The organism is Teichococcus aestuarii (genome assembly GCF_003116135.1).
In the GTDB taxonomy this organism is placed as follows: Bacteria; Pseudomonadota; Alphaproteobacteria; order Acetobacterales; family Acetobacteraceae; genus Pseudoroseomonas; species Pseudoroseomonas aestuarii.
The window spans coordinates 142,538-162,219 of the sequence record NZ_PDOA01000004.1 but is presented as its reverse complement, the minus strand read 5'-3'; the positions used below and the strand labels follow the sequence as shown (position 1 = coordinate 162,219).

The following is a 19,682-nucleotide window of genomic DNA, read 5'->3' as shown; positions in this document are numbered from 1 at the left end:
AAGTCCTCTGTCAGTCCTGGGAGACGCGGTCCTGCCGGCGGCGCGTGGCGGTGCGCCCGGGGGCGCGCTGCAAGGCGCTGCCCCGGCCGGAGAGCGAGGGGTTGGTCATGAAATACTCATGGGCCGAGACGGGTTGCGCTCCCGGCGGCAGGCGGCGCCAGCCGCCATCGGCGTGCAGCTGCCAGGACTGGGCGGTGTCCTTCAGGTTCACCGCCATGATCTGGTCGACGATCTGGGCGTGCACGGTGGGGTTCTCCACCGGCACCATGGTCTCCACGCGCCAATCCATGTTGCGCGCCATCCAGTCGGCCGAGGCGATGTAGACCCGCGCCCGGCGCGAGGGCAGCCGGTGCCCGTTGCCGAAGACGTAGATGCGCGAATGCTCGAGGAACCGCCCGACGATGGACTTCACCCGGATGTGGTCGGACAGGCCCGGCACGCCTGGGCGCAGGCAGCAGATGCCGCGCACCACGCAATCCACCTTCACCCCCGCCTGGCTGGCGCGGTAGAGCGCGTCGATCAGCTGGTTGTCCACCAGCGAGTTCATCTTCAGCCAGATATGCGCGGGCTTGCCCTCCTGCGCGAAGGCGATCTCCTGCTCGATCAGCCCGAGCATGGCGGGGCGGATGGTCAGCGGCGCGAAGGCCAGCTTCTCCATCGCCTCGGGGCGGGCATAGCCGGTCATGTAGTTGAACAGCTTCTGCGCGTCGCGCGTCAGCGAGGAATCGGCGGTGAAGAAGCTGAGGTCGGTGTAGATGCGCGCCGTGATGGGGTGGTAGTTGCCGGTGCCGAAATGCGCGTAGGAGCGCAGCGTGCCGCCCTCGCGCCGCACCACCAGGCTCACCTTGCAGTGGATCTTGAGGTCGACGAAGCCGTAGACCACCTGCACGCCCGCCGCCTCCAGCTCGCGCGCGAGCGCGATGTTGCGCTCCTCGTCGAAGCGCGCCTTCAGCTCCACCATGGCGGTGACGGACTTGCCCATCTCCGCCGCCTCGATCAGCGCGCGGGCGATCGGGCTGTCGCGGCTGGTGCGGTAGAGGGTCTGCTTGATGGCCACCACGTTGGGGTCGCGCGCCGCCTGCCGCAGGAACTGCACCACCACGTCGAAGCTCTCATAGGGGTGGTGGACGACGATGTCCTTGGCGCGGATGGCGGCGAAGCAGTCGCCGCCGAAATCGAGGATGCGCTCGGGGAAGCGCGGCGTGTAGGGGGTGAAGAGCAGGTCCGGCCGGTCGTCGACGATGAGCTGCTTGAGGTCCGCCAGCCCCAGCAGGCCATCGACCACGAAGATCTCGGCGCGCGGCGCGTCCAGCTCCTCCACCACGAAGTCCACCAGGTCGGCGGCCATGCGGGCATCGACCGAGAGCTGGATGGCGCGGCCGCGCCGGCGCCGCTTCAGCGCGCTCTCGTAGGAGCGGACGAGGTCCTCCGCCTCCTCCTCGAACTCCACGTCGGTGTCGCGGATCAGGCGGAACAGCCCCTGCTCGGCGTTGATGAAGCCGGGGAACAGGCGCGGCAGGAACAGCGTGACCACGTCCTCCAGCAGCACGAAGCGGATCGGGCCGGTGCCGGGGGTGATCTGCGGCGCGTCCTCGGCGGCGGGGAGGCGGATGAAGCGCTCCACCTGGCTGGGCAGCGGCAGCAGCGCGCGCATGGTGCCGCCATCCTCCTCCCGCACCAGCTTGAAGACCATGCACAGCGCCAGGTTGCTGATGAAGGGGAAGGGATGCGCCGGATCGACCGCCAGCGGCGTCAGCACCGGGAAGACGCGCTCGAGGAACCAGGTCTCGAGCCAGCCCCGGTCGGCCTCCGACAGCTCCTCCACGGCGCAGACCGAGACACCCGCCTCGCGCGCCTGCTGCCGCAGGCTGCGCCAGCCCGCCTGCTGCTCCTCGATCAGCGCCGCGGCGCGGGCGTGGATGGCGGTGAGCTGCTGCCCCGGCGTCAGCCCGTCCGGCGAGGAGGGGATGATGCCCGCCCGCTCCTGCCCCACCAGCCCGGCCACGCGCACCGAGTAGAACTCGTCCAGGTTGGAGGCGGAGATGGCGACGAAGCGCAGCCGCTCCAGCAGCGGGTGGTGCGGGTTGGCCGCCTCCTCCAGCACGCGCTGGTTGAAGTCCAGCCAGGACAGCTCGCGGTTGATGAACCGCTCCGGCGCGTTCATCGCGATGGCCGGGCGGGGAAGCTCGGCCAGGGTGGAGGCGGGGGTTGAGGCGGGGGGTGCGTCGGTGGCGTCCATGGTGCGAGACTACAGCAAGGCCGGCGTCGACAGGGAGGCCGGCTCGATGGGTTCCATGGAAACGTCATCGAGCGGTTCGAAACCGGTCCAGTCGGCCAGCGCCGCGCGGGCGAGGGCGCGGGTCACGGCGCCGCCGGCCGCCAGCGCCGCGCGGTCCAGCCGCGCGGCGGCGGCGGCGATGGCCCCGGCCTCGCGCGGCAGGCGGGCCAGCAGCCATTCCTGCACCGCCTCCGGCACCCGCAGCTGCCGCTCGGCGAAGTGGCGCGCCAGCAGGGCCGCCAGCAGCGTGTCGGACGGCTCGCCGATGCCCACCGCCGCGGTGGCGCGCAGCCGGCTGGCGAGGTCGGGCAGCGCCACCGCCCAGCGCGCGGGCGGCTGCCGCCCGGCCAGCAGCAGCGGCAGGCGCTGCGCCGCGCAGGCATTGATCAGGTGGAACAGCGCCGCCTCCTCGGCCACGCAGTCGGCGTCGTCGAGCGCGGTGGGGGCGGGCTCGGGCACGCCGCGCAAGGCCGGGCCCTGGAGCAGCCGCCAGCCCCGCGCCACCGCCTCCTGCCGCAGCAGGTGGGACTTGCCCACCCCCGCGGGCCCGAACACGGCCAGGCGCTGCGCCGGCCAGGCCGAGGCCCGCCCCAGCCAGGCGCGCGCCTCGGCGTTGGAGCGGTCGGCCATCACCTCGCCCTGGAAGACGGGCGGCAGGTCCAGCGGCAGCGCCAGCTGCCGCAAGGGCGGGGCTTCGGGGGTGGGACCGGGGCTGTGCGGGGCGGAGGGCATTCACACACCGGTTCGGGGCGGGTCGAGGTAGAGCGGGCTTTCCAGATAGCGCCGCAGCCAGTAGCGCGCCAGCACCCCGAGGGTGGCCGCCATCGGCACCGCCAGCAGCACGCCGAGGAAGCCGAAGGCCACGCCGCCGGCGAAAAGGGCGAAGATCACCCACACCGCGTGCAGCTCCACCCGGTCTCCCAGCAGGCGGGGATAGATGATGTAGCCCTCGACAATCTGCCCGGTGACGAAGATGGCGGCGACCAGCCCGACCCCGTCCCAGGTGCCGAACTGGCCGATCGCCAGCAGCAGCGCCGTGGCCAGCCCGGTCATCGAGCCGACATAGGGGATGAAGGTGAGGAAGCCCGAGGCCAGCCCCACCATCAGCCCCAGCTCCAGCCCGACGGCCGAGAGGCCCACGGCGTAGTAGCCCGCCAGCAGCGCGCAGCAGAGCAGCTGCCCGCGCAGCCAGGCGGAGAGCACCCGGTCGGTGTCGCGGGCCAGCTGGCGCAGCGTGGCGGCGGAGCGGCGCGGCAGCCAGCTCTCGATGCGCCCCATGATGCGCGGCCAGTCCCGCAGCAGGTAGAAGGCCACCACCGGCGTCACCACCACCAGGGTGAAGACGCTGAACAGCGCGTAGCCGCCGCCGATCAGCCGCGTGGCCGAGGTGCCGAGGAAGGAGAGGATGGCGCCGATCTGGCTCACCGCCAGGTCGCGCAGCCGCGTGTCGAACGCCTCCGGGCCGAAGCGCTGCTCCAGCGCCGTCAGCGCCTCCTGCACCGCCGAGCCGACGCCGGCGACATAGCTTGGCAGCCGCGCCAGCAGCGTGCCCACCTGGGCGATGACCAGCGGGTAGAGCAGCAGCAGCGCCAGCAGCGCCAGGGCCATCAGCGCCGTCACCAGCAGCAGCGCGGCGATGCCGCGCGACAGGCCGAGGCGGCTCAGCCGCGTGGCGAAGGGGTCGAGGAAATAGGCGATGCAGCCGGCCAGCACGAAGGGCGTCAGGATCGTCGAGAACAGCCAGAGCAGGAACAGCCCGGCCGCCAGCAGGCCGAGCACCAGCGTCAGCCGCTGGTTGCGCGTGGCGGTGCGCGGCCCGGGCTGCTGTGGCGGCGGGAATGCCGGGCGCGGGTCGCGGCGGGCGGGCGGGGGCGGCGGGTCGGGCAGCATGGGCTGGGGCGGCGTCCTGCTCATCCTGGAGTCCCGCCCCCTGTTCCATCCCCTGTTCCATCCCCTGCCCCACCTCCCGCCCCGCCCCGCCGCAGCAGCGGCGCGACATAGGCCAGGCCGGACAGCACGGTGGTGCAGGCGACGAGGGCGATCGTGGCATCGAGCAGCCATGCGCCGCGCAGGCCGAAGCCCGCCAGCAGCAGCGCCAGCGCGGCGAGGGCGATCTGCGCCACGGTGTTGGCCTTCGAGATGCGCAGCGGCTGGATCGGCGGCGGCGCACCGAGCAGGGTGAACAGCGCGACGCCACCCATGATCAGCAGGTCGCGGAACACCACCAGCAGGGCCAGCCAGTCCGGCAGCACGCCGATGATGGCGAGCGACACATAGGTGCAGATCAGCAGCGCCTTGTCGGCCACCGGGTCGAGCATGGCGCCGAGCGTGGAATGGCTGCCCTGGCGGCGGGCCAGCCAGCCATCCAGCGCGTCCGACACCCCGGCGGCCACGAAGACGAAGAAGGCGATGTCCAGCCGGCCGTGGATGATCAGCCAGATGGTGGCCGGCACCATGCAGAGCCGCGCCAGGGTGATGAGATTCGGCAGGGTGAAGGTCCCCGCCGGCGCGGGCGCCGGGGGGCGGCCGGGCGGGCGCGGCGGCTCAGATCCGGCCGGCAAGGCCGATTTGCCAGGGTCCGGAGGGGGCGCCCGCGCCGCCCGGCGGGGCCGCCGCGGGGGCGGGCGCGGCGCCGGCGCGCACCGGCGGCGCCAGCGCCCCGGGCGCCACCGGGGCGGCGAAGGGGTTGGCCGCCCCGGCGGCGTAGGGGCTGGCCGCCTGCGTGCCGTAAGGGCTGGCCGCCTGCGCGGCGTAGGGGCTGGCCGCCTGCGCGGCGGGCGGCACCAGGGCGAGGCCGGTGGCGGGCAGCGCCTGCATCGCCTGCTGCGGCGCTTGCCGCAGGCCGAGGCGCAGCCGGGCGCCATCCACCGCGATGGCCTGGATGTCCACCGAGGCGATCTCGGGGCTGGTGAGCAGGCGGCGGCGCAGCTCCAGCCATTCCCGCAGGCCGGTGAAGCGGGCCTCGGCCAGGATGAAGCCGGCGGCCGGGGCGCCGGGCATCACCGGCGGGGCGGCGTCGCCGCCCATCCCCCCGCCGGGCGGCAGGGTGGCCGGCAGGCCGGAGGGCGGGCCGCCCGCCAGTACGCCGCCCGTTCCGCCGCCCGTTCCGCCGCCCGTTCCGCCGCCCGTGCCGCCTCCGCCGCCCGCGCGGGCGGCCACGCGGCTCTGGTTGAAGTTCACCGTCAGCCGGCCGCTGTAGCCGGTGCGGGTGGTCCGCTCCTCCTCCACGATGATGGAGGAGACCAGGGAATCGATCTGGGAATCGCTCAGCCCGCGCGTCAGGCCGAGCTCCCCGGCCATGCGGTCGTAGGCGGCGCGCTGCGCTGCGGCGAGCGCGCGGGTGCGGGCGATGACGGCGTTCTCGGCGGTCGCCTCGGCCGGCACGCCGCGCTGCACATAGGGGTTCGCGGCCGGCTCGGCGGCGGTGGCGGCCATGGCCGGCGGCAGCGCCTGGGCGCGCGCCCCCTGCCCGGCCCCGAACCCGGCCGACCCGACCGCGGCGCCGATCAGGCCCCCGACGACAACGGTTGCGGCGAAGCGCCGAAAATGTTGCATTCCGCCCCCTTGGATGCCCGGCATAGTGATCTCTCCTTACCCGGGCCTTTGCGCATAGCCGATCGGGCCCCCTGATGACCAGTCTGACCTACCGCGACGCCGGCGTTGACATCGAAACCGGCGACGCCCTCGTGGATGCCATCAAGCCGCTGGCGCGCAGCACGGACCGCCCCGGGACCATGGGCTCCCTCGGCGGCTTCGGCGCGCTGTTCGACCTGAAGGCGGCCGGCTACGTCGACCCCGTCCTGGTGTCCTCCACCGATGGCGTCGGCACCAAGCTGCGCCTCGCCATCGACTGCAACATGCATGACGCCGTGGGCATCGACCTGGTTGCCATGTGCGTGAACGACCTCGTCGTGCAGGGCGCCGAGCCGCTGTTCTTCCTCGACTACTTCGCCACTGGCAAGCTGCAGCTGGAGCAGGCCCGCGCCGTCGTCGCCGGCATCGCCGAGGGCTGCCGGCAGGCCGGCTGCGCCCTTGTCGGCGGCGAGACGGCCGAGATGCCGGGCATGTACGCCAAGGATGATTACGACCTCGCCGGCTTCTCGGTGGGCGCCGCCGAGCGCGACGGGCTGCTGCCGAAGCCCGACGTGGCGCCGGGCGACGTGGTGCTGGGCCTCGCCGCCTCCGGCGTGCATTCCAACGGCTTCTCGCTGGTGCGCCGCATCCTGGCCGCCACCAACCAGGGCGTCGGCACCCCCGCCCCCTTCGCCACGCCGGAGGCCGGCGCGCAGACGCTGGGCCAGGCGCTGCTGGCGCCGACGCGCATCTACGTGCAGTCCGTGCTGGCGCTGCACCGCGCCGGGCTGGTGAAGGCGGCGGCGCACATCACCGGCGGCGGCCTGCCGGGCAACCTGCCGCGCGTGCTGCCGCGCGGCACCGTGGCGGTGCTGGACGCGCAGGCCTGGACCCTGCCGCCCGTCTTCGCCTGGCTGGCCCAGGCCGGCAACGTGGCGCCGGAGGAGATGCTGCGCGTCTTCAACTGCGGCATCGGCATGTGCCTGGTGGTGCGCGAGGCGGATGTCTCTGCCGCCACCGACCTGCTCTCCGACAAGGGCGAGACGGTGTTCCGCCTCGGCACCATCGCGGCCGGCGAGGCGGAGGCCGCGCCCGAGGTGCGGGTGGAGAACCTCACGCCGCGCTGGCCCGCCGCATGAGCGGAGGGGTTGGGAGCCGGCGGCGCACCGCCATCCTGATCTCCGGGCGGGGCAGCAACATGGCCGCCCTGCTCGCCGCCGCCGCCGACCCTGGCTACCCGGCCGAGATCGCGCTCGTCCTCTCCAACCGGGCGGATGCCGCCGGCCTCGGCCGCGCGGCGGCGGCCGGCATCCCGACCGCCGTGGTGGAATCCCGCCCCTTCGGGCGCGACCGCGCGGGCTTCGAGGCGGCGATGGAGGCGGAGCTGGCGCGGCATGGCGTGGAGCTGATCGCCCTGGCCGGCTTCATGCGCGTGCTGACGGAAGGCTTCACCACCCGCTGGGCGGGGCGGATGCTCAACATCCACCCCTCCCTGCTGCCGGCCTTCCCGGGGCTCGACACCCATGCCCGGGCGCTCGCGGCGGGCGTGAAGCTGCATGGCTGCACCGTGCACCTCGTGACGCCGGGCGTCGATGAGGGGCCGATCCTGGCCCAGGCCGCCGTGCCCATCCTGCCCGGCGACGACGAGGCCAGCCTGGGCGCCCGCGTGCTGGCCGAGGAGCACCGGCTCTACCCGGCGGCGCTGGCCTGGGTGGCGGCGGGGCGCGTGGCGCTGGAGGGCAACCTGGCGCGGCTGGACACACCGCCGGGGCCAAGCGCGGAACGGCTCAGCAACCCCGGCTAGGCCAGCCAGGGCCGGGGGAAGGAAGCCCCAGGCCCCTTCCTTCTGCTGCCGGGTCAGCCGGCGCGGGACAGGCGGCCGAGCTGCCCCTCCAGGGCGGCGGGCAGGGCCAGCACCGCCACCTCCTCCACCGCGCGCAGGGGCGGGTCGGCCACCAGGCGGCCGGCGGCGTCGCGCCGCGCGCGGAAGCGGTGGCCGGGGCCCTGCGCCGGCGCCTCGGCCACGTCCAGCTCGGCCAGGAAGGCGGCGCGGCGCGCGGGGTCGGGGATCTCCTCCGCCACCTCGCGGCACAGATCGGCCAGGCTGGAGGAGCGCGCGGCGGCCTGCCGCACCGCATGCTCGGCATAGGGGCCGATCTGCCGCGCCAGCGCGTCCGCCATGCGGCGCAGCGTGGCGGCGCGGCCCAGGCGCTGCAGCCGCAGCGGCGGCGGCGGCGAGACCTCGGCCAGCATTCCCGCCCCCTCATCCTCGGCCCGCACATGGCCCGCCAGCACCAGGAACTGCCCGCCCGCATGGGCCTCGGGCAGGATCAGCCGCTCATCGGGGGCGTAGAGCAGCAGCCGACCGGCCTCGGCCAGCCGGCGCGCCCGCGCCTCGCGCTCCGGCCCGGGCGGCAGCAGCACGGCCAGCGTCTCCTCCAGCGGCCGGCCGCCGGGGGCGAGGCCCGGCTCCGCCACGCGGCGCTGCCCCGGCTCGTAGAGGCGCGAGACCGGCCAGGGGATGCCGTGGCGCTGGAACACGTACCAGACCCGGCGCAGCACCTCGCTGTCGATCTCCGGCCCGTCCCAGGTGTTGCGGATCCAGTAGCGGGCGCGGTAGCGCGCCAGGGCGCTGCCGGGGTCGTAGCCCTCCAGCATCACCATCACCGGGCGCGCGGCGTCGATCTGCGGGAAGTCGGTGATCAGCGCCGTCACCAGCTCCGAGACGCGCTGCGGCGGCACGTTGGCGGGGGCGGGGAAGAGGGAATCCTGCCGCACCGGCTGCCCCGCCGGATAGACCACCATGGTGTCGTTGCAGATGCGCGCATTGGGGATGACGATGGTGGTGCCGTCCCGCCGCCGGCCGATGGCGGTGCGCCAGTCCAGCCGGACGATCTCCACCTTCCGCCCGTCCAGCACGATGGTGTCGCCCACATGCAGCACACGGTCCATGTGCAGCGCCACGCCCGAGATCAGGCTGCCGAGCGTCGGCTGCAGCGCCAGGCCGACGGCGGCGGTGAGGATGGCGGAGGTGGTGAGCACCGCCGTGATGTCGAAGCCGAAGGAGGCCAGCACCACGGCCGAGGCGGCGAAGGTGAGCACGCTGTAGGCGATGGCGCGCTGCAGCCCCGTGGGCTCGAGGCCCAGCCCGGCGGACAGGCCGAGGCCGAGCACGGCGCGGCCGCCCGCCATCACCACCAGCAGCGCGGTGCCGAGCGTGGCGCCGATGCGCAGCCCCGCCTGCACCGGGCCGTGGCCGAGCAGCAGGTGGTCCTCGGCCAGCCAGCTCAGCAGCCACAGGCCGGCGCTGCCGGCGGCGAGCAGCGCCAGCGGCCAGAGCCCGCCGGGCAGGCCGGCTGTGGCGGCGGCGGGGCGCGGGTTCAATCGCCGGCCTCCGGGCGCGGCGCCGCCTCGCGGCCGAGCCGGCCCATCGCCTTGCCGAGCGAGATGCGCAGCCGGTCGATCGACTCCGCCAGCCGGCGGATCTCGCCGGCGCCGGCGCGCGGCAGGCCGAGGCGCGGGTCGCCGCTCTGGCTGGCCGCCTCGGCGGCGCGGCTGAGCGCGCCGAGCGGGCGGATCACCATGCGGTCCAGCGCCAGCACCAGCGCCACATAGGCCAGGCCGAAGATCAGCGCGAGGCCGAGCCCGAGCACCCCGACCAGCTCCAGCGAGCCCTTCAGCCCCTGCGTCACCGGCACGGTCAGCACCTGGGCGCCCACCACCTCGTTCATCTGCCAGCCGAAGCCGCTGCCGGTGCCGTATTTCGCCAGCATGGCCGGCGGCGCCCGCTCCGGCGTGCTGTGGCAGGTCAGGCAGCCTTCCTGGGTGATGCGGATGGGGCGGGCCAGGTAGAACAGCCGGTCCGTGTCGGTGGGGCGGACGCCGCTCAGCTCCGCCAGCCGCGGATCGGCGCGGAAGCGCTGGATCAGCTCCACCTCGAAGGGGGTGGCGAGGTCGGCGCTGGAGGTCGGGTTCAGCGCCGGCTCGCGGTAGGTGTAGGCGCTGTACTCGCTGGCCACCATGCGGAAGACGGTCTGCGCCGCGAAGGAGGGCACCGTCTCGGCGTGGAAGGCGCCATCCTCCAGCCGCGTGAGCTTGGGGAAGATGTGCTCGGCCGTGTAGCCGCGGATGGCCAGCGCCGAGCGCAGCAGGATGCGCGCCTCGGAGGCCGCCTGCCCCAGCGCGCGGTCCTGCAGCAGCAGGTAGAAGCCGCCAAGCCCCGCCAGCAGCCCCAGGCAGAACACCATGGCCAGGATGCGCGACACCGTGCGCCGTATGCCGGGAACCTGCACCGTCTCGTCTCTCCGCCCCTGCGGCGATGCTATCGCCGGCATGCCACCCCCGGCCAGACGGCACCCCGCGCCGCGATCGACGAACACGAAAACGTGTGGCGCGGCGAGTTGACGCGACGCGCCGAACCGAGAACGTTCTCGGCCAACCAGGACGAGCCGGAACACGGCCGCAGACAGGAGGAAACGCATGCGCGAGAGCGCGACAGCGGCGCATGGGGCGGGCCATGCCGCCTAGCCGCACGCACCGCATCACCATCAAGGACCTGGCCCGGGGCCTGGGCATGTCGGTCGCCACCGTGGCGCGGGCCTTCCACCCCGGCGGCGCCATCGCCGCCGAGACGCGCGCCCTCGTGCTGCGCCGCGCCGAGGAGCTGGGCTACCACCCGAACGCCCTGGCGCGCGGCATGATCACGCGGCGCACCCGCATCGTCGGCGTGGTGGTGTCCGACCTCGCCAACCCCTTCTACCCGGCGGCGCTGGAGCGGCTCACCAGCCGGCTGCAGGGCGCCGGCTACAACACGATGCTGGTGATGACCGAGCCGGAGGGCGCGGCGGCGGCTTCGGAGGCGGCGGCGCTGCGGCTGCTGCTCTCCTACCAGCCGGAATGCGCCATCGTGCTGGCCACCACCCTCAGCAGCGCCGCCAGCCGAGCCTGCCGCGAGGCCGGCACGCCGCTGCTGTTCCTCAACCGCCACCCCTCCGACCCGGAGGCGGCCGCCATCGTCTGCGACAACGCGCAGGGCGGCGCGGCCCTGGCCGACCACCTGATCGACCGCGGCGCCACGCGGCTGGCCTTCGTCGGCGGCCGCGCCGATGCCTCCACCCATGCCGAGCGGCGCGCCGGCTTCCTCGGCCGCTGCGCCGCGCGCGGCGTGCCGCCGCCGCTGGAATGGCCTGGCGAGGGCGTGGCCGGCGCCTTCACCTACGCCGCCGGGCAGGCCGCGGCGCAGGCCCTGCTCGCCGGCCCGGACCGGCCGCAGGCGGTGTTCTGCGCCAGCGACATCCTGGCCATCGGCTTTCAGGAGGCGGCGCGCGGGCGCTTCGGCCTGCGCGTGCCGCGCGACCTCGCCATCGCGGGCTTCGACGACATCCCGATGGCCGCCTGGCCGGCGCACGACCTGACGACGCTGCGCCAGCCGGTGGAGGCGATGCTCGACACCGCGCTGGACTGGATCGGCCGCCTCGGCCGGGGCGAGCCCCTGCCGCGCCCGCTGCTGCGCCTGCCCGGCACGCTGGTGGCGCGCGGCAGCACCCCCGCCCTGGTTCCCGCCGCCCTCCGCGACACCCATCCCGAGAAGGAAACCTCATGCAGCATGTCCTGAACACCGTCGCCGTGGTCGGCGCCGGGCTGGTCGGCTCCGGCTGGGCGCTGGTCTTCGCCCGCGGCGGCGCCCGCGTCCGCCTGTTCGACGCCAGCGAGACCATCCGCGCCGGCGCCCTGGCGCGGCTGCGCACCATGCTGGAGGACATGCACGGCGCCGGGCTGGTCGAGGCGGTGGAGCCGGTGCTGGCGCGCATCACCGTCTGCGCCACGCTGGCCGACGCGGTGGGCGAGGCCGACTACATCCAGGAATCCGTGCTGGAGCGGGTCGAGGTGAAGCAGGCCGCCTGCGCCGATATCGACGCGGCGATGCGGGCGGATGCCATCGTCGGCTCCTCCTCCTCCGGCATCCCGGCCTCGGCCTTCACGGCGGGGCTGCCGAAGCGGGAGCGCTTCCTCGTCGCCCACCCGGTGAACCCGCCGCACCTGATCCCGCTGGTGGAACTGGTGCCGGCCCCCTGGACCGACCCCGCCATCCTGCCGGTGCTGCGCGCCGCCATGGAAGGCTGGGGCCAGGCGCCGATCGAGGTGAAGGGCGAGGTGGAAGGCTTCATCCTCAACCGCCTGCAGGGCGCGCTGCTGAACGAGGCCTGGGCGCTCTACGAGGCGGGCCTCGCCTCGGCCGCCGACATCGACCGCACGGTGAGCCAGGGGCTCGGCCTGCGCTGGGCCTTCATGGGGCCGTTCGAGACCATCGACCTGAACGCGCCGGGCGGCATCGCCGACTACTCGGCGCGCCTCGCGCCGCTCTACCACAGCATCGCCCTCTCCCGCCGCGACCCGCAGCCCTGGTCGGCCGGGGCGATCAAGGCCGCCGAGGCGGAGCTGCGCCAGGCCCTGCCGGCCGACCGGCTGCAGGCGCGCACCGACTGGCGCAACCGCCGGCTGATGGCGCTCGTCGCGCACCTGCGCGCGCAGCCGGAGTGACGCATCTGCGCGCGCGGCCGGAGCGACGCATCTGCACGCACAGCTTGAGCGACGCATCTGCGCGCGCAGCCTGAGCGATGCTGCCGCGCGCGGCCCGCGTGACGCCGCAGCGGCCGTGGCCCGCGTGACGCATCGGCGCGCATGGCCGGTGCGCGGCGCCCACGGGCGCAATTCGAAGAACCCTCCGCGCGGCCGGCCACCTCGTGCCGGCCGTGCCGCCCCTCCCCCGGCCCGGGCCGGGCAGCCTCTCGTCCAGGAAGGAACCACCCCTTGATCGGCACCCTTGCCATCATCCTCTCGCTCGCCGGGCTGATGTACTTCGCCTATCGCGGCTACAGCGTGCTCTACCTCGCCCCCATCATGGCCGCCTTCGCCGTGCTGATGGCGCAGGGCGGGCCGCTGCTGGCCACCTACACCCAGGTCTTCATGACCAGCCTCGGCCGCTACGTCGTGCTGTTCTTCCCCATCTTCCTGCTGGGCGCGATCTTCGGGAAGCTGATGGCCGACAGCGGCTCCTCCACCACCATCGCGCACACCATCGTGCGGAAGCTGGGGGCCAGGCACGCCATCGCCGCCGTGACGCTCGCCTGCGGCGTGCTGACCTATGGCGGCGTCTCGCTCTTCGTGGTGGCCTTCGCCATCTACCCGATCGCGGCGGCGCTGTTCCGCGAGGCGCAGGTGCCCAAGCGGCTGATCGCGGCGGCCATCGCGCTCGGCTCCTTCACCTTCACCATGACGGCCTTCCCAGGCACGCCGGCGATCCAGAACGCCATCCCGACGCGCTTCTTCGGCACCACCACCTTCGCCGCCCCCGGCCTCGGCATCATCGCCGGCTGCATCATGCTGTTCGGCGGCCTCGCATGGCTGCAGCTGCGCGCCCGCCGCGCCCAGGCCGCCGGCGAGGGCTATGGCGACCACCAGGAGAACCTGCCGCAGTTCGAGGATGGCGCGCGCCCCGGCTTCGCCCTCGCCATGCTGCCCATCGTCGTGGTGATCGGGCTGAACGCGCTGTTCTCGCTGGTGGTGTTCCCGCGCCTCGACCTCGGCTACCTGGCGCAGCAGGTCTATGGCAACGTCTCGCCCAGCGCCGTCATCGGCACCTGGGCGCTGATCGTGGCGCTGGTGGGCGCCATCCTCACCGTGCTGGTGCTGCAGCGCCGCCACCTGCGCGACGCGCAGAAGACGCTGAACGAGGGCACGATGGGCTCCATGCTGCCCATCTTCAACACGGCGAGCGAGGTGGGCTACGGCGCCGTCATCGCCTCGCTGGCCGCCTTCGTGCTGGTGCGGGACTTCGTGGTGGGCATCGCGCCGGACACCCCCACCATCTCGCTCGCCATCGCGGTGAACGCGCTAGCCGGCATCACCGGCTCCGCCTCGGGCGGCCTGTCCATCGCGCTCGACACGCTGGGCGCCACCTATCTGGAGCGGGCCAACGCGCTGGGCATCAGCCCCGAGCTGCTGCACCGCATCGCCACCATCTCCTCGGGCGGCTTCGACTCGCTGCCGCACAACGGCGCGGTGATCTCGCTGCTCACCATCACCGGCCTCACCCACAAATCCTCCTACGGGGACATCTTCGTGGTGAACCTGCTGATCCCGGTGGCGGCACTGATCACGGTCATCGTGCTCGGCACCATGTTCGGGGCGTTCTGACAGGCCGCCGCGGGAAGGGCGCGCGCCTCTTCCCGCGGCCTCAGGCGGCCTTGATGCCGCGCAGGAAGGTGCCGACCTGGAGGCCCAGCGTCTCGGACTGGCGGGACAGCTCCCCGGCGGCGGCCAGCACATCCTGCGCCGCGCCGCCCGTCTCGCCCACACGCTGCGAGACATCCACCACGTGCCGCGTGACATCCTGCGTGCCGCTGGCGGCCTGCGCCACGTTGCGGGCGATCTCCCGCGTCGCCACCCCCTGCTCCTCGACGGCGGCGGCGATGGCGCCGGCGATCTGGTTCACCTCGCCGATGGTTCCGGCGATGCCCTGGATGGCCTGCACCGCCTCCTGCGTCACCTGCTGGATCTGGCCGATCTGCGCCGCGATCTCCTCGGTGGCCTTGGCGGTCTGGCTGGCCAGGTTCTTCACCTCGGAGGCGACCACGGCGAAGCCCTTGCCCGCCTCCCCGGCGCGGGCCGCCTCGATCGTGGCATTGAGCGCCAGAAGGTTGGTCTGCCCGGCGATGCTGCTGATCAGCCCCACCACGTCGCCGATGCGCTGGGCGGCGGCGGAGAGGGCGCGCACCGTCGCATCCGTGCGCTGCGCATCCTCCGCGGCGCGGGCCGAGACGGTGGTGGAGCGCTCCACCTGGCGGGCGATCTCGGCCACCGAGGTGGCAAGCTCCTCCGCCGCCGCCGCCACCGTCTGCACGTTGCCGCTGGCCTCCGCCGCCGAGGCGGCCGCGGCACCCGCCCCCTCATCCGCCTGCGCGGCGCCCTGGCGCATGGCCTGGGCGGTGGCCTGCAGCTGCGTGGCGGCGGCGGCCAGCATCTCCACGAGCTGCCCGGCATCGCGCTCGAAGCCCTGGGCCAGCCGCTCCACCCGCGCGGCGCGGGTGGCCTTCTCCTCCTGCTCGGCGCGCTGGGCGGCGGCCAGGCGCTCGCCCTCGATCATGCTGTGGCGGAACACCTGGACGGCGGCCGCCATGGCGCCGATCTCGTCCCGCCGCCCCTGCCCCGGGATGGCGATGCCGAAATCCCGCTCCGCCAGCCGCCGCATCGCCACGGTGATCGCCAGCAGGGGGCGCAGCACGCGGCGGGAGACCATCAGCCAAGCCCCGAGGCCGATCCCCGCCGCCAGCCCCAGCCCGCAGGCATAGAGGATGAAGCCGGCCAGCGCCGCGCCGGAAGCCTCCCGGGCCAGGGCCTCCGCCTCCGCGCCGGCCGCCATGCTGAGCCCCCGCAGCTGCTCGATCAGCCCGGTGGCCTCCTGCCACCACTGCTCCCCGGAGACGGGGTAGGGCTGGCCGCCGGTGCCGGCGGCATAGACCGCCCGGCGAAGCTGGCCGAAGGCGCCGAACAGGCGCTCCCGCACGGCGGCGGCGGCCTGCACGGTCCGCGGCCCGCCGCTCTCCAGCTCGGCCTCGATCATCGCCCAGGCGGTCTCCACCTGGCCGCGATGGGTGGCCAGCAGCTCCAGCTGCGCCAGGGAGATGGGGGCGCCGCGGGCCAGCAGGCCGGCGACGATGCCGCGCTCGCGCCCCAGGAACTCGGTGGCGAGCCAGATGAAGTGCTTCAGGCTCTGCAGCTCCGCCAGCCGGGCCTCCGTGGTGCCGCCCGAGGCGTGCTGCGCCAGCCGCAGCGATTGCGAGGTCTCGATCAGCGCCCGCATGCCCTCCCACCACTGCGCCGGCAGCGCCGCGTCGCGCGCCGCGCGCGGCTGGGACAGCGCAGCATCGGCCCGCCGCCGCAGCGCCGCCACCTCCGCCTGCGCGGCGGTGGCGGCGGCGAGCGCGCGGGCCATGCCCTGCTCCGCGGCCCGGCCACCCGCCCGCAGCCGGGTGGCGGCCTGCGCCATGGCGCCGTCGGCGGCGCTGCGCTGCGCTTCCAGCGCCGCCCGCCGCTCGGCGCTGGCCGGCGCCTCGGCCCCCAGCGCCATCGCCGTGCCGCCCCGCTCCGCCGCCCAGGCGCCCGCCGCGCTCAGCAGCAGGTCGGCGGTGGCGTTGGCCTCCAGCGCGGCATCCGCGGTCTGCCGCTGCTGCAGGGCCTGGAAGGCGCCGGAGGCGGCCTGCAGCAGCGCCAGCGCCGCCAGCAGGAGGATGGCCCCGTAGAGGATGGGGCGGAGGGTAAGGCGGTTCAGCATGCATCGGCCCCCGAACTCGTGCCGCCCTGCAAGCTGCGCAGGGCCGGGGCCTGCTCTGCGCCAAAAAGCTTGCTTCTTTATGGAGCGGGCTGCGCCTCTCGCGCGGCGGCCCGGCTCAGAGCGAGCCGCGCTCGACCAGCACGGCCGGCAGCCGCTCGCTGTAGGCGGCGCCGCCCTCGGCGCCGGAGAGGCGGGCGCGCAGCAGCGTCACCGTCGCCGCCACCATCTCCGCCACGGGCTGGCGCAGCGTGGCGAGGTCGTAGGCCGGCCAGGCGGCCATCGGGATGTCGTCGAAGCCGATGACGGAGACATCGCGCGGCACGCGCCGGCCGAGCACATGGCGCAGCGCGTCCAGCCCGCCCAGGGCCAGGATGTCGTTGGCGAAGAACAGCCCGTCCGCCTCGCCCAGCCCCAGCGCGGCGCGGTGGCCGGCGCCATAGCTGTAGCCGCCGGCTTCCACGCGCAGCGGCGGCGGCAGGCCGCGCTCGGCGAAGGCGGCGAAGAAGCCTTCCTCGCGCTCGCGGCTGGTGGAGGTGTCGGCGCGGCCGGCGACGAAGGCGGGGCGGCGCCGGCCGCGCCGCAGCAGCGCCTCGGCCGCCATGCGTCCGCCCGCCACATTGTCGCAGGCGATGCTGTCGAGCGGCGTGTCGCCGGCGGCGGCGCGGTTGAACAGCACGGCGGCGCGGCCATCGCCCAGCCAGTGCGCGGCGCCGGCCGAGGAGAGGCTGGCCGAGGTCACCACCACCGCGTCCACATGGTACTGCCGCAGCATGGGCAGGGCGGCATCGGCCTCCTGCCCCGGCGGCACGGTGAACAGCAGCGTCTGGAAGCCCGCCGCCTGCAGCGCCTGGGAGAGCTGCTCCAGCACCACCGGGTAGAAGGGGTTGGCCAGCTCGCCCATGACGAGGCCGACGATGCTGCTGCGCCGGCGGGAGAGCGAGGCGGCGATGATGTTGGGCCGGTAGCCCAGCGCCTCGGCCGCCGCCAGGACGCGGGCGCGCATCTCCGGCGCGATGGAGGCGCCGGGGCTGAAGGCGCGCGAGACCATGGATTGCGACACGCCAAGCTGCCGCGCGAGCTCCCGCGCCGTCACCGCGCCCATCCCCAGGGAGGGCGCGGCGGGGCGTGGCGGGGAAGCCTCCCCGCCCGGATCGTCAGGCGGCGTTCTTGCCGCCATAGCGCCGCACGCGGAGATCCGCCTGCTCCTTGTGGCCAGCGAAGTTCTCGATGGCGCAGAGCCGCGAGCAGTATTCGCCGACCATGGCGGAAGCCTCCGGCTTCACCTCCTGCCAGGTGCAGGTCTTGATGAACTTGCCGACCCAGAGGCCGCCCGTGTAGCGCGCGGCCTTCTTGGTGGGCAGGGTGTGGTTGGTGCCGATCACCTTGTCCCCATAGGCGACATTGGTCTCCTTGCCCAGGAACAGGGCGCCGTAGTTGCGCATGTGGTCGCGGAACCAGCGCGGGTTGGCGGTCATCACCTGCACATGCTCGGAGGCGATGTCATCCGCCACCTGCAGCATCTCCTCATCCGTGTCGCAGAGGATGACCTGGCCATGGTCGCGCCACGCCACGGAGGCGATGTCGGCGGTGGGCAGCACGGCGAGCTGGCGCTGCACCTCGGCCTCGATGCCCTCGGCGATCTTCCGGGAGGTGGTGAGCAGCACGGCGGGCGAGGTCGGGCCGTGCTCGGCCTGGCCCAGCAGGTCGGTGGCGCAGATCTCCACATCGGCGGTGTCGTCGGCGATGATCAGCGTCTCGGTGGGGCCGGCGAAGAGGTCGATGCCGACGCGGCCATAAAGCTGGCGCTTGGCCTCGGCGACGAAGGCGTTGCCGGGCCCGACCAGCATGTCCACCGGCTTGATCGTCTCGGTGCCGATCCCCATCGCCGCGACGGCCTGGATGCCGCCCAGCAGGTAGATCTCGTCGGCGCCGGCCATCGCCATGGCGGCGACGGTGGCGGCCGGCGGCTGGCCGTTCAGCGGCGGCGTGCAGGCGATGACGCGCGGCACGCCGGCCACCTTGGCCGTCAGCACCGACATGTGGGCGGAAGCCACCATCGGGTAGCGGCCGCCGGGGATGTAGCAGCCGACGCTCTCGACGGGGATGTGCTTGTGGCCCAGCGTCACGCCCGGCAGGGTCTCGACCTCGACATCCTGCATCGAGGCGCGCTGCACCTCGGCGAAGCGGCGGATCTGCGCCTGGGCGAACTTGATGTCCTCGATCACCTGCGCCGGCAGGCTGTCGATCAGCGCCTGGATCTGCTCCTGGGAGAGGCGGAAGCTCTCCGGCGACCACTTGTCGAATTTCTCCGAGAGCTCGCGCACCGCCGCGTCGCCGCGGGCCTCGACATCGGCGAGGATGCCCTCGACGGTCTGCCGAACCTTGCGGTCGTACTCGGCGGTCTCGGCGGCTTCGGCGCCCTTCTTCAGGTAGCGGATCATGGCGGTCCTCCTTCGGCTGCCCGGAAGAGTGGCGACGTTTGCATCCGGATGCAAGCGCCGCCATGCATCCGGATGCAACACCCTCCGTCAGCCCGCCCTCAACCTCTCCGCCGGCCGGAGTGCCGCCCTCCCTTCCCCACCCTGACCGGCAGCGAACAGGATCATTCGGCGGTCCAGCCGCCATCGACCATCAGGGCGCTGCCGGTCATCATGGCGGAGGCGTCGGAGGCGAGGAACAGCACGGCGCCCATCAGATCCTCCACCTGGCCGACGCGGCCGAGCTTGATCTTGGAGAGCACCCAGTCGCGGAAGCTGGCCTCCTCGAAGAAGGGCCGGGTCAGCGGCGTCTCGATGAAGGTGGGGCAGAGGGTGTTGACGCGGATGCGGTGCGGGCCGAGCTCGATGGCCATGGCCTTGGTCATGCCCTCCATGGCGTGCTTGCTGGCGCAGTAGACGCTGCGGCGCGGCCCGCCGACATGGCCCATCTGCGAGGAGAGCTGGATGATGGAGCCGGGCTTGCCGGCCGCCACCAGACGCTTCGCCACCGCCTGGGCGACGAAGAAGGCGGCGCGCAGGTTCAGCGCCATCACCGCGTCGAAATCCTCCGGCGTCACCTCCAGGAAGGGGGCGGGGCGGTTGGTGCCGGCGTTGTTCACCAGGATGTCAAAGGCGTCCCGCTCGGCCAGCACGGCCTGCAGGGCCTCGGGACGGGCGACGTCGAGCGCCAGCGCCTCGGCGCTGCCGCCGGCGGCGCGGATGGCCTCGGCCGCGGCGCCGATCTCGTCGCCGCTGCGCGCCACCAGCGCCACATGCGCCCCGGCCTCGGCCAGGGCGGCGGCGGCGGCCAGGCCGATGCCGCGCCCGGCGCCGGTGACCAGGGCGCGGCGCCCGTCCAGCCGCAGGGAGGGCGTGCGGGGCAGGCTCATCAGGGGGGTGGCGTGCATGGTGGCGCGTCTCCTTCGTTCCGCCCCGCGCATGTGGGAACGCGAGGCTGTGATCGACGTTACCTAGCTCCCGGCCCTCCGCAGGGGCAAACTGCGTCGCGACCAGGACCGTG

Annotated in this window: 16 protein-coding genes; 5 read left to right on the top strand and 11 right to left on the bottom strand. The window is 74.1% G+C overall.

What is annotated here, in order from left to right; genetic code table 11:
• Positions 1–10 precede the first annotated feature (10 nt).
• From CR165_RS08615 to CR165_RS25605, 5 genes are read right to left on the bottom strand one after another with little or no spacing between them, the layout of a single operon-like run.
• Positions 11–2,239 carry an RNA degradosome polyphosphate kinase gene (locus tag CR165_RS08615; protein WP_379651544.1) on the bottom strand — a complete coding sequence of 743 codons (2,229 nt, stop codon included), beginning with the start codon at positions 2,237–2,239 and terminating at the stop codon, positions 11–13.
• A gap of 9 nt (positions 2,240–2,248) precedes the next feature.
• Positions 2,249–3,010 (bottom strand): HdaA/DnaA family protein, encoded by a 762-nt coding sequence (locus CR165_RS08610; protein ID WP_146201860.1) that lies wholly within the window; start codon positions 3,008–3,010, stop codon positions 2,249–2,251.
• A complete protein-coding gene (locus CR165_RS08605; protein ID WP_245906271.1) occupies positions 3,011–4,192 on the bottom strand; it encodes an AI-2E family transporter in 1,182 nt (393 codons plus the stop codon).
• Positions 4,189–4,839, bottom strand: coding sequence for a CDP-alcohol phosphatidyltransferase family protein (locus CR165_RS25370; protein ID WP_245906269.1), 651 nt, complete (start codon positions 4,837–4,839; stop codon positions 4,189–4,191). Before CR165_RS25370 ends, CR165_RS08605 begins: the two co-directional genes overlap by 4 nt.
• On the bottom strand, positions 4,823–5,833 hold the full coding sequence (locus CR165_RS25605) for a hypothetical protein (RefSeq protein ID WP_181378064.1): 1,011 nt from the start codon (positions 5,831–5,833) through the stop codon (positions 4,823–4,825). Before CR165_RS25605 ends, CR165_RS25370 begins: the two co-directional genes overlap by 17 nt.
• 74 nt (positions 5,834–5,907) lie before the next feature.
• Between CR165_RS25605 and purM the strand changes: the two genes are divergently transcribed.
• Positions 5,908–6,990 carry a phosphoribosylformylglycinamidine cyclo-ligase gene (purM, locus tag CR165_RS08590; protein ID WP_109516558.1) on the top strand — a complete coding sequence of 361 codons (1,083 nt, stop codon included), beginning with the start codon at positions 5,908–5,910 and terminating at the stop codon, positions 6,988–6,990.
• Entirely contained in the window at positions 6,987–7,655 is a 669-nt protein-coding gene (gene purN, locus CR165_RS08585) for a phosphoribosylglycinamide formyltransferase (RefSeq protein WP_109516557.1), read from the top strand. Before purM ends, purN begins: the two co-directional genes overlap by 4 nt.
• 53 nt (positions 7,656–7,708) lie before the next feature.
• Here the strand turns inward: purN and CR165_RS25985 are convergent, their stop codons facing one another.
• Positions 7,709–9,235, bottom strand: coding sequence for a mechanosensitive ion channel family protein (locus CR165_RS25985; RefSeq protein WP_109516556.1), 1,527 nt, complete (start codon positions 9,233–9,235; stop codon positions 7,709–7,711).
• The gene (locus tag CR165_RS08575; RefSeq protein ID WP_181378063.1) at positions 9,232–10,185 is read right to left on the bottom strand and encodes a Tll0287-like domain-containing protein; all 954 of its coding nucleotides are present in this window, start codon (positions 10,183–10,185) and stop codon (positions 9,232–9,234) included. Before CR165_RS08575 ends, CR165_RS25985 begins: the two co-directional genes overlap by 4 nt.
• A 182-nt stretch (positions 10,186–10,367) precedes the next feature.
• Here CR165_RS08575 and CR165_RS24445 point away from each other — a divergent pair, with 182 nt between their 5' ends.
• From CR165_RS24445 to CR165_RS08550, 3 genes are all read left to right on the top strand, one after another.
• Entirely contained in the window at positions 10,368–11,465 is a 1,098-nt protein-coding gene (locus tag CR165_RS24445; protein ID WP_181378062.1) for a LacI family DNA-binding transcriptional regulator, read from the top strand.
• On the top strand, positions 11,450–12,391 hold the full coding sequence (locus tag CR165_RS08555) for a 3-hydroxyacyl-CoA dehydrogenase (protein WP_109516552.1): 942 nt from the start codon (positions 11,450–11,452) through the stop codon (positions 12,389–12,391). Before CR165_RS24445 ends, CR165_RS08555 begins: the two co-directional genes overlap by 16 nt.
• 270 nt (positions 12,392–12,661) lie before the next feature.
• Positions 12,662–14,047, top strand: coding sequence for a GntP family permease (locus tag CR165_RS08550; protein ID WP_219929710.1), 1,386 nt, complete (start codon positions 12,662–12,664; stop codon positions 14,045–14,047).
• A gap of 40 nt (positions 14,048–14,087) precedes the next feature.
• Here CR165_RS08550 and CR165_RS08545 read toward each other — a convergent pair whose 3' ends face one another.
• The 4 genes from CR165_RS08545 to CR165_RS08530 all read right to left on the bottom strand — a co-directional run bounded on the left by CR165_RS08545 (position 14,088) and on the right by CR165_RS08530 (position 19,569).
• Positions 14,088–16,184 (bottom strand): methyl-accepting chemotaxis protein, encoded by a 2,097-nt coding sequence (locus tag CR165_RS08545; protein ID WP_109516551.1) that lies wholly within the window; start codon positions 16,182–16,184, stop codon positions 14,088–14,090.
• Between the two features lie 115 nt (positions 16,185–16,299).
• Positions 16,300–17,277, bottom strand: a complete 978-nt coding sequence (locus CR165_RS08540; RefSeq protein ID WP_181378061.1) for a LacI family DNA-binding transcriptional regulator — start codon at positions 17,275–17,277, stop codon at positions 16,300–16,302.
• Positions 17,278–17,338: 61 nt separating this feature from the next.
• Positions 17,339–18,625, bottom strand: coding sequence for a histidinol dehydrogenase (gene hisD, locus CR165_RS08535; protein ID WP_109516549.1), 1,287 nt, complete (start codon positions 18,623–18,625; stop codon positions 17,339–17,341).
• 161 nt (positions 18,626–18,786) lie between these two features.
• Entirely contained in the window at positions 18,787–19,569 is a 783-nt protein-coding gene (locus tag CR165_RS08530) for an SDR family NAD(P)-dependent oxidoreductase (RefSeq protein WP_219929709.1), read from the bottom strand.
• Positions 19,570–19,682: the final 113 nt, after the last annotated feature.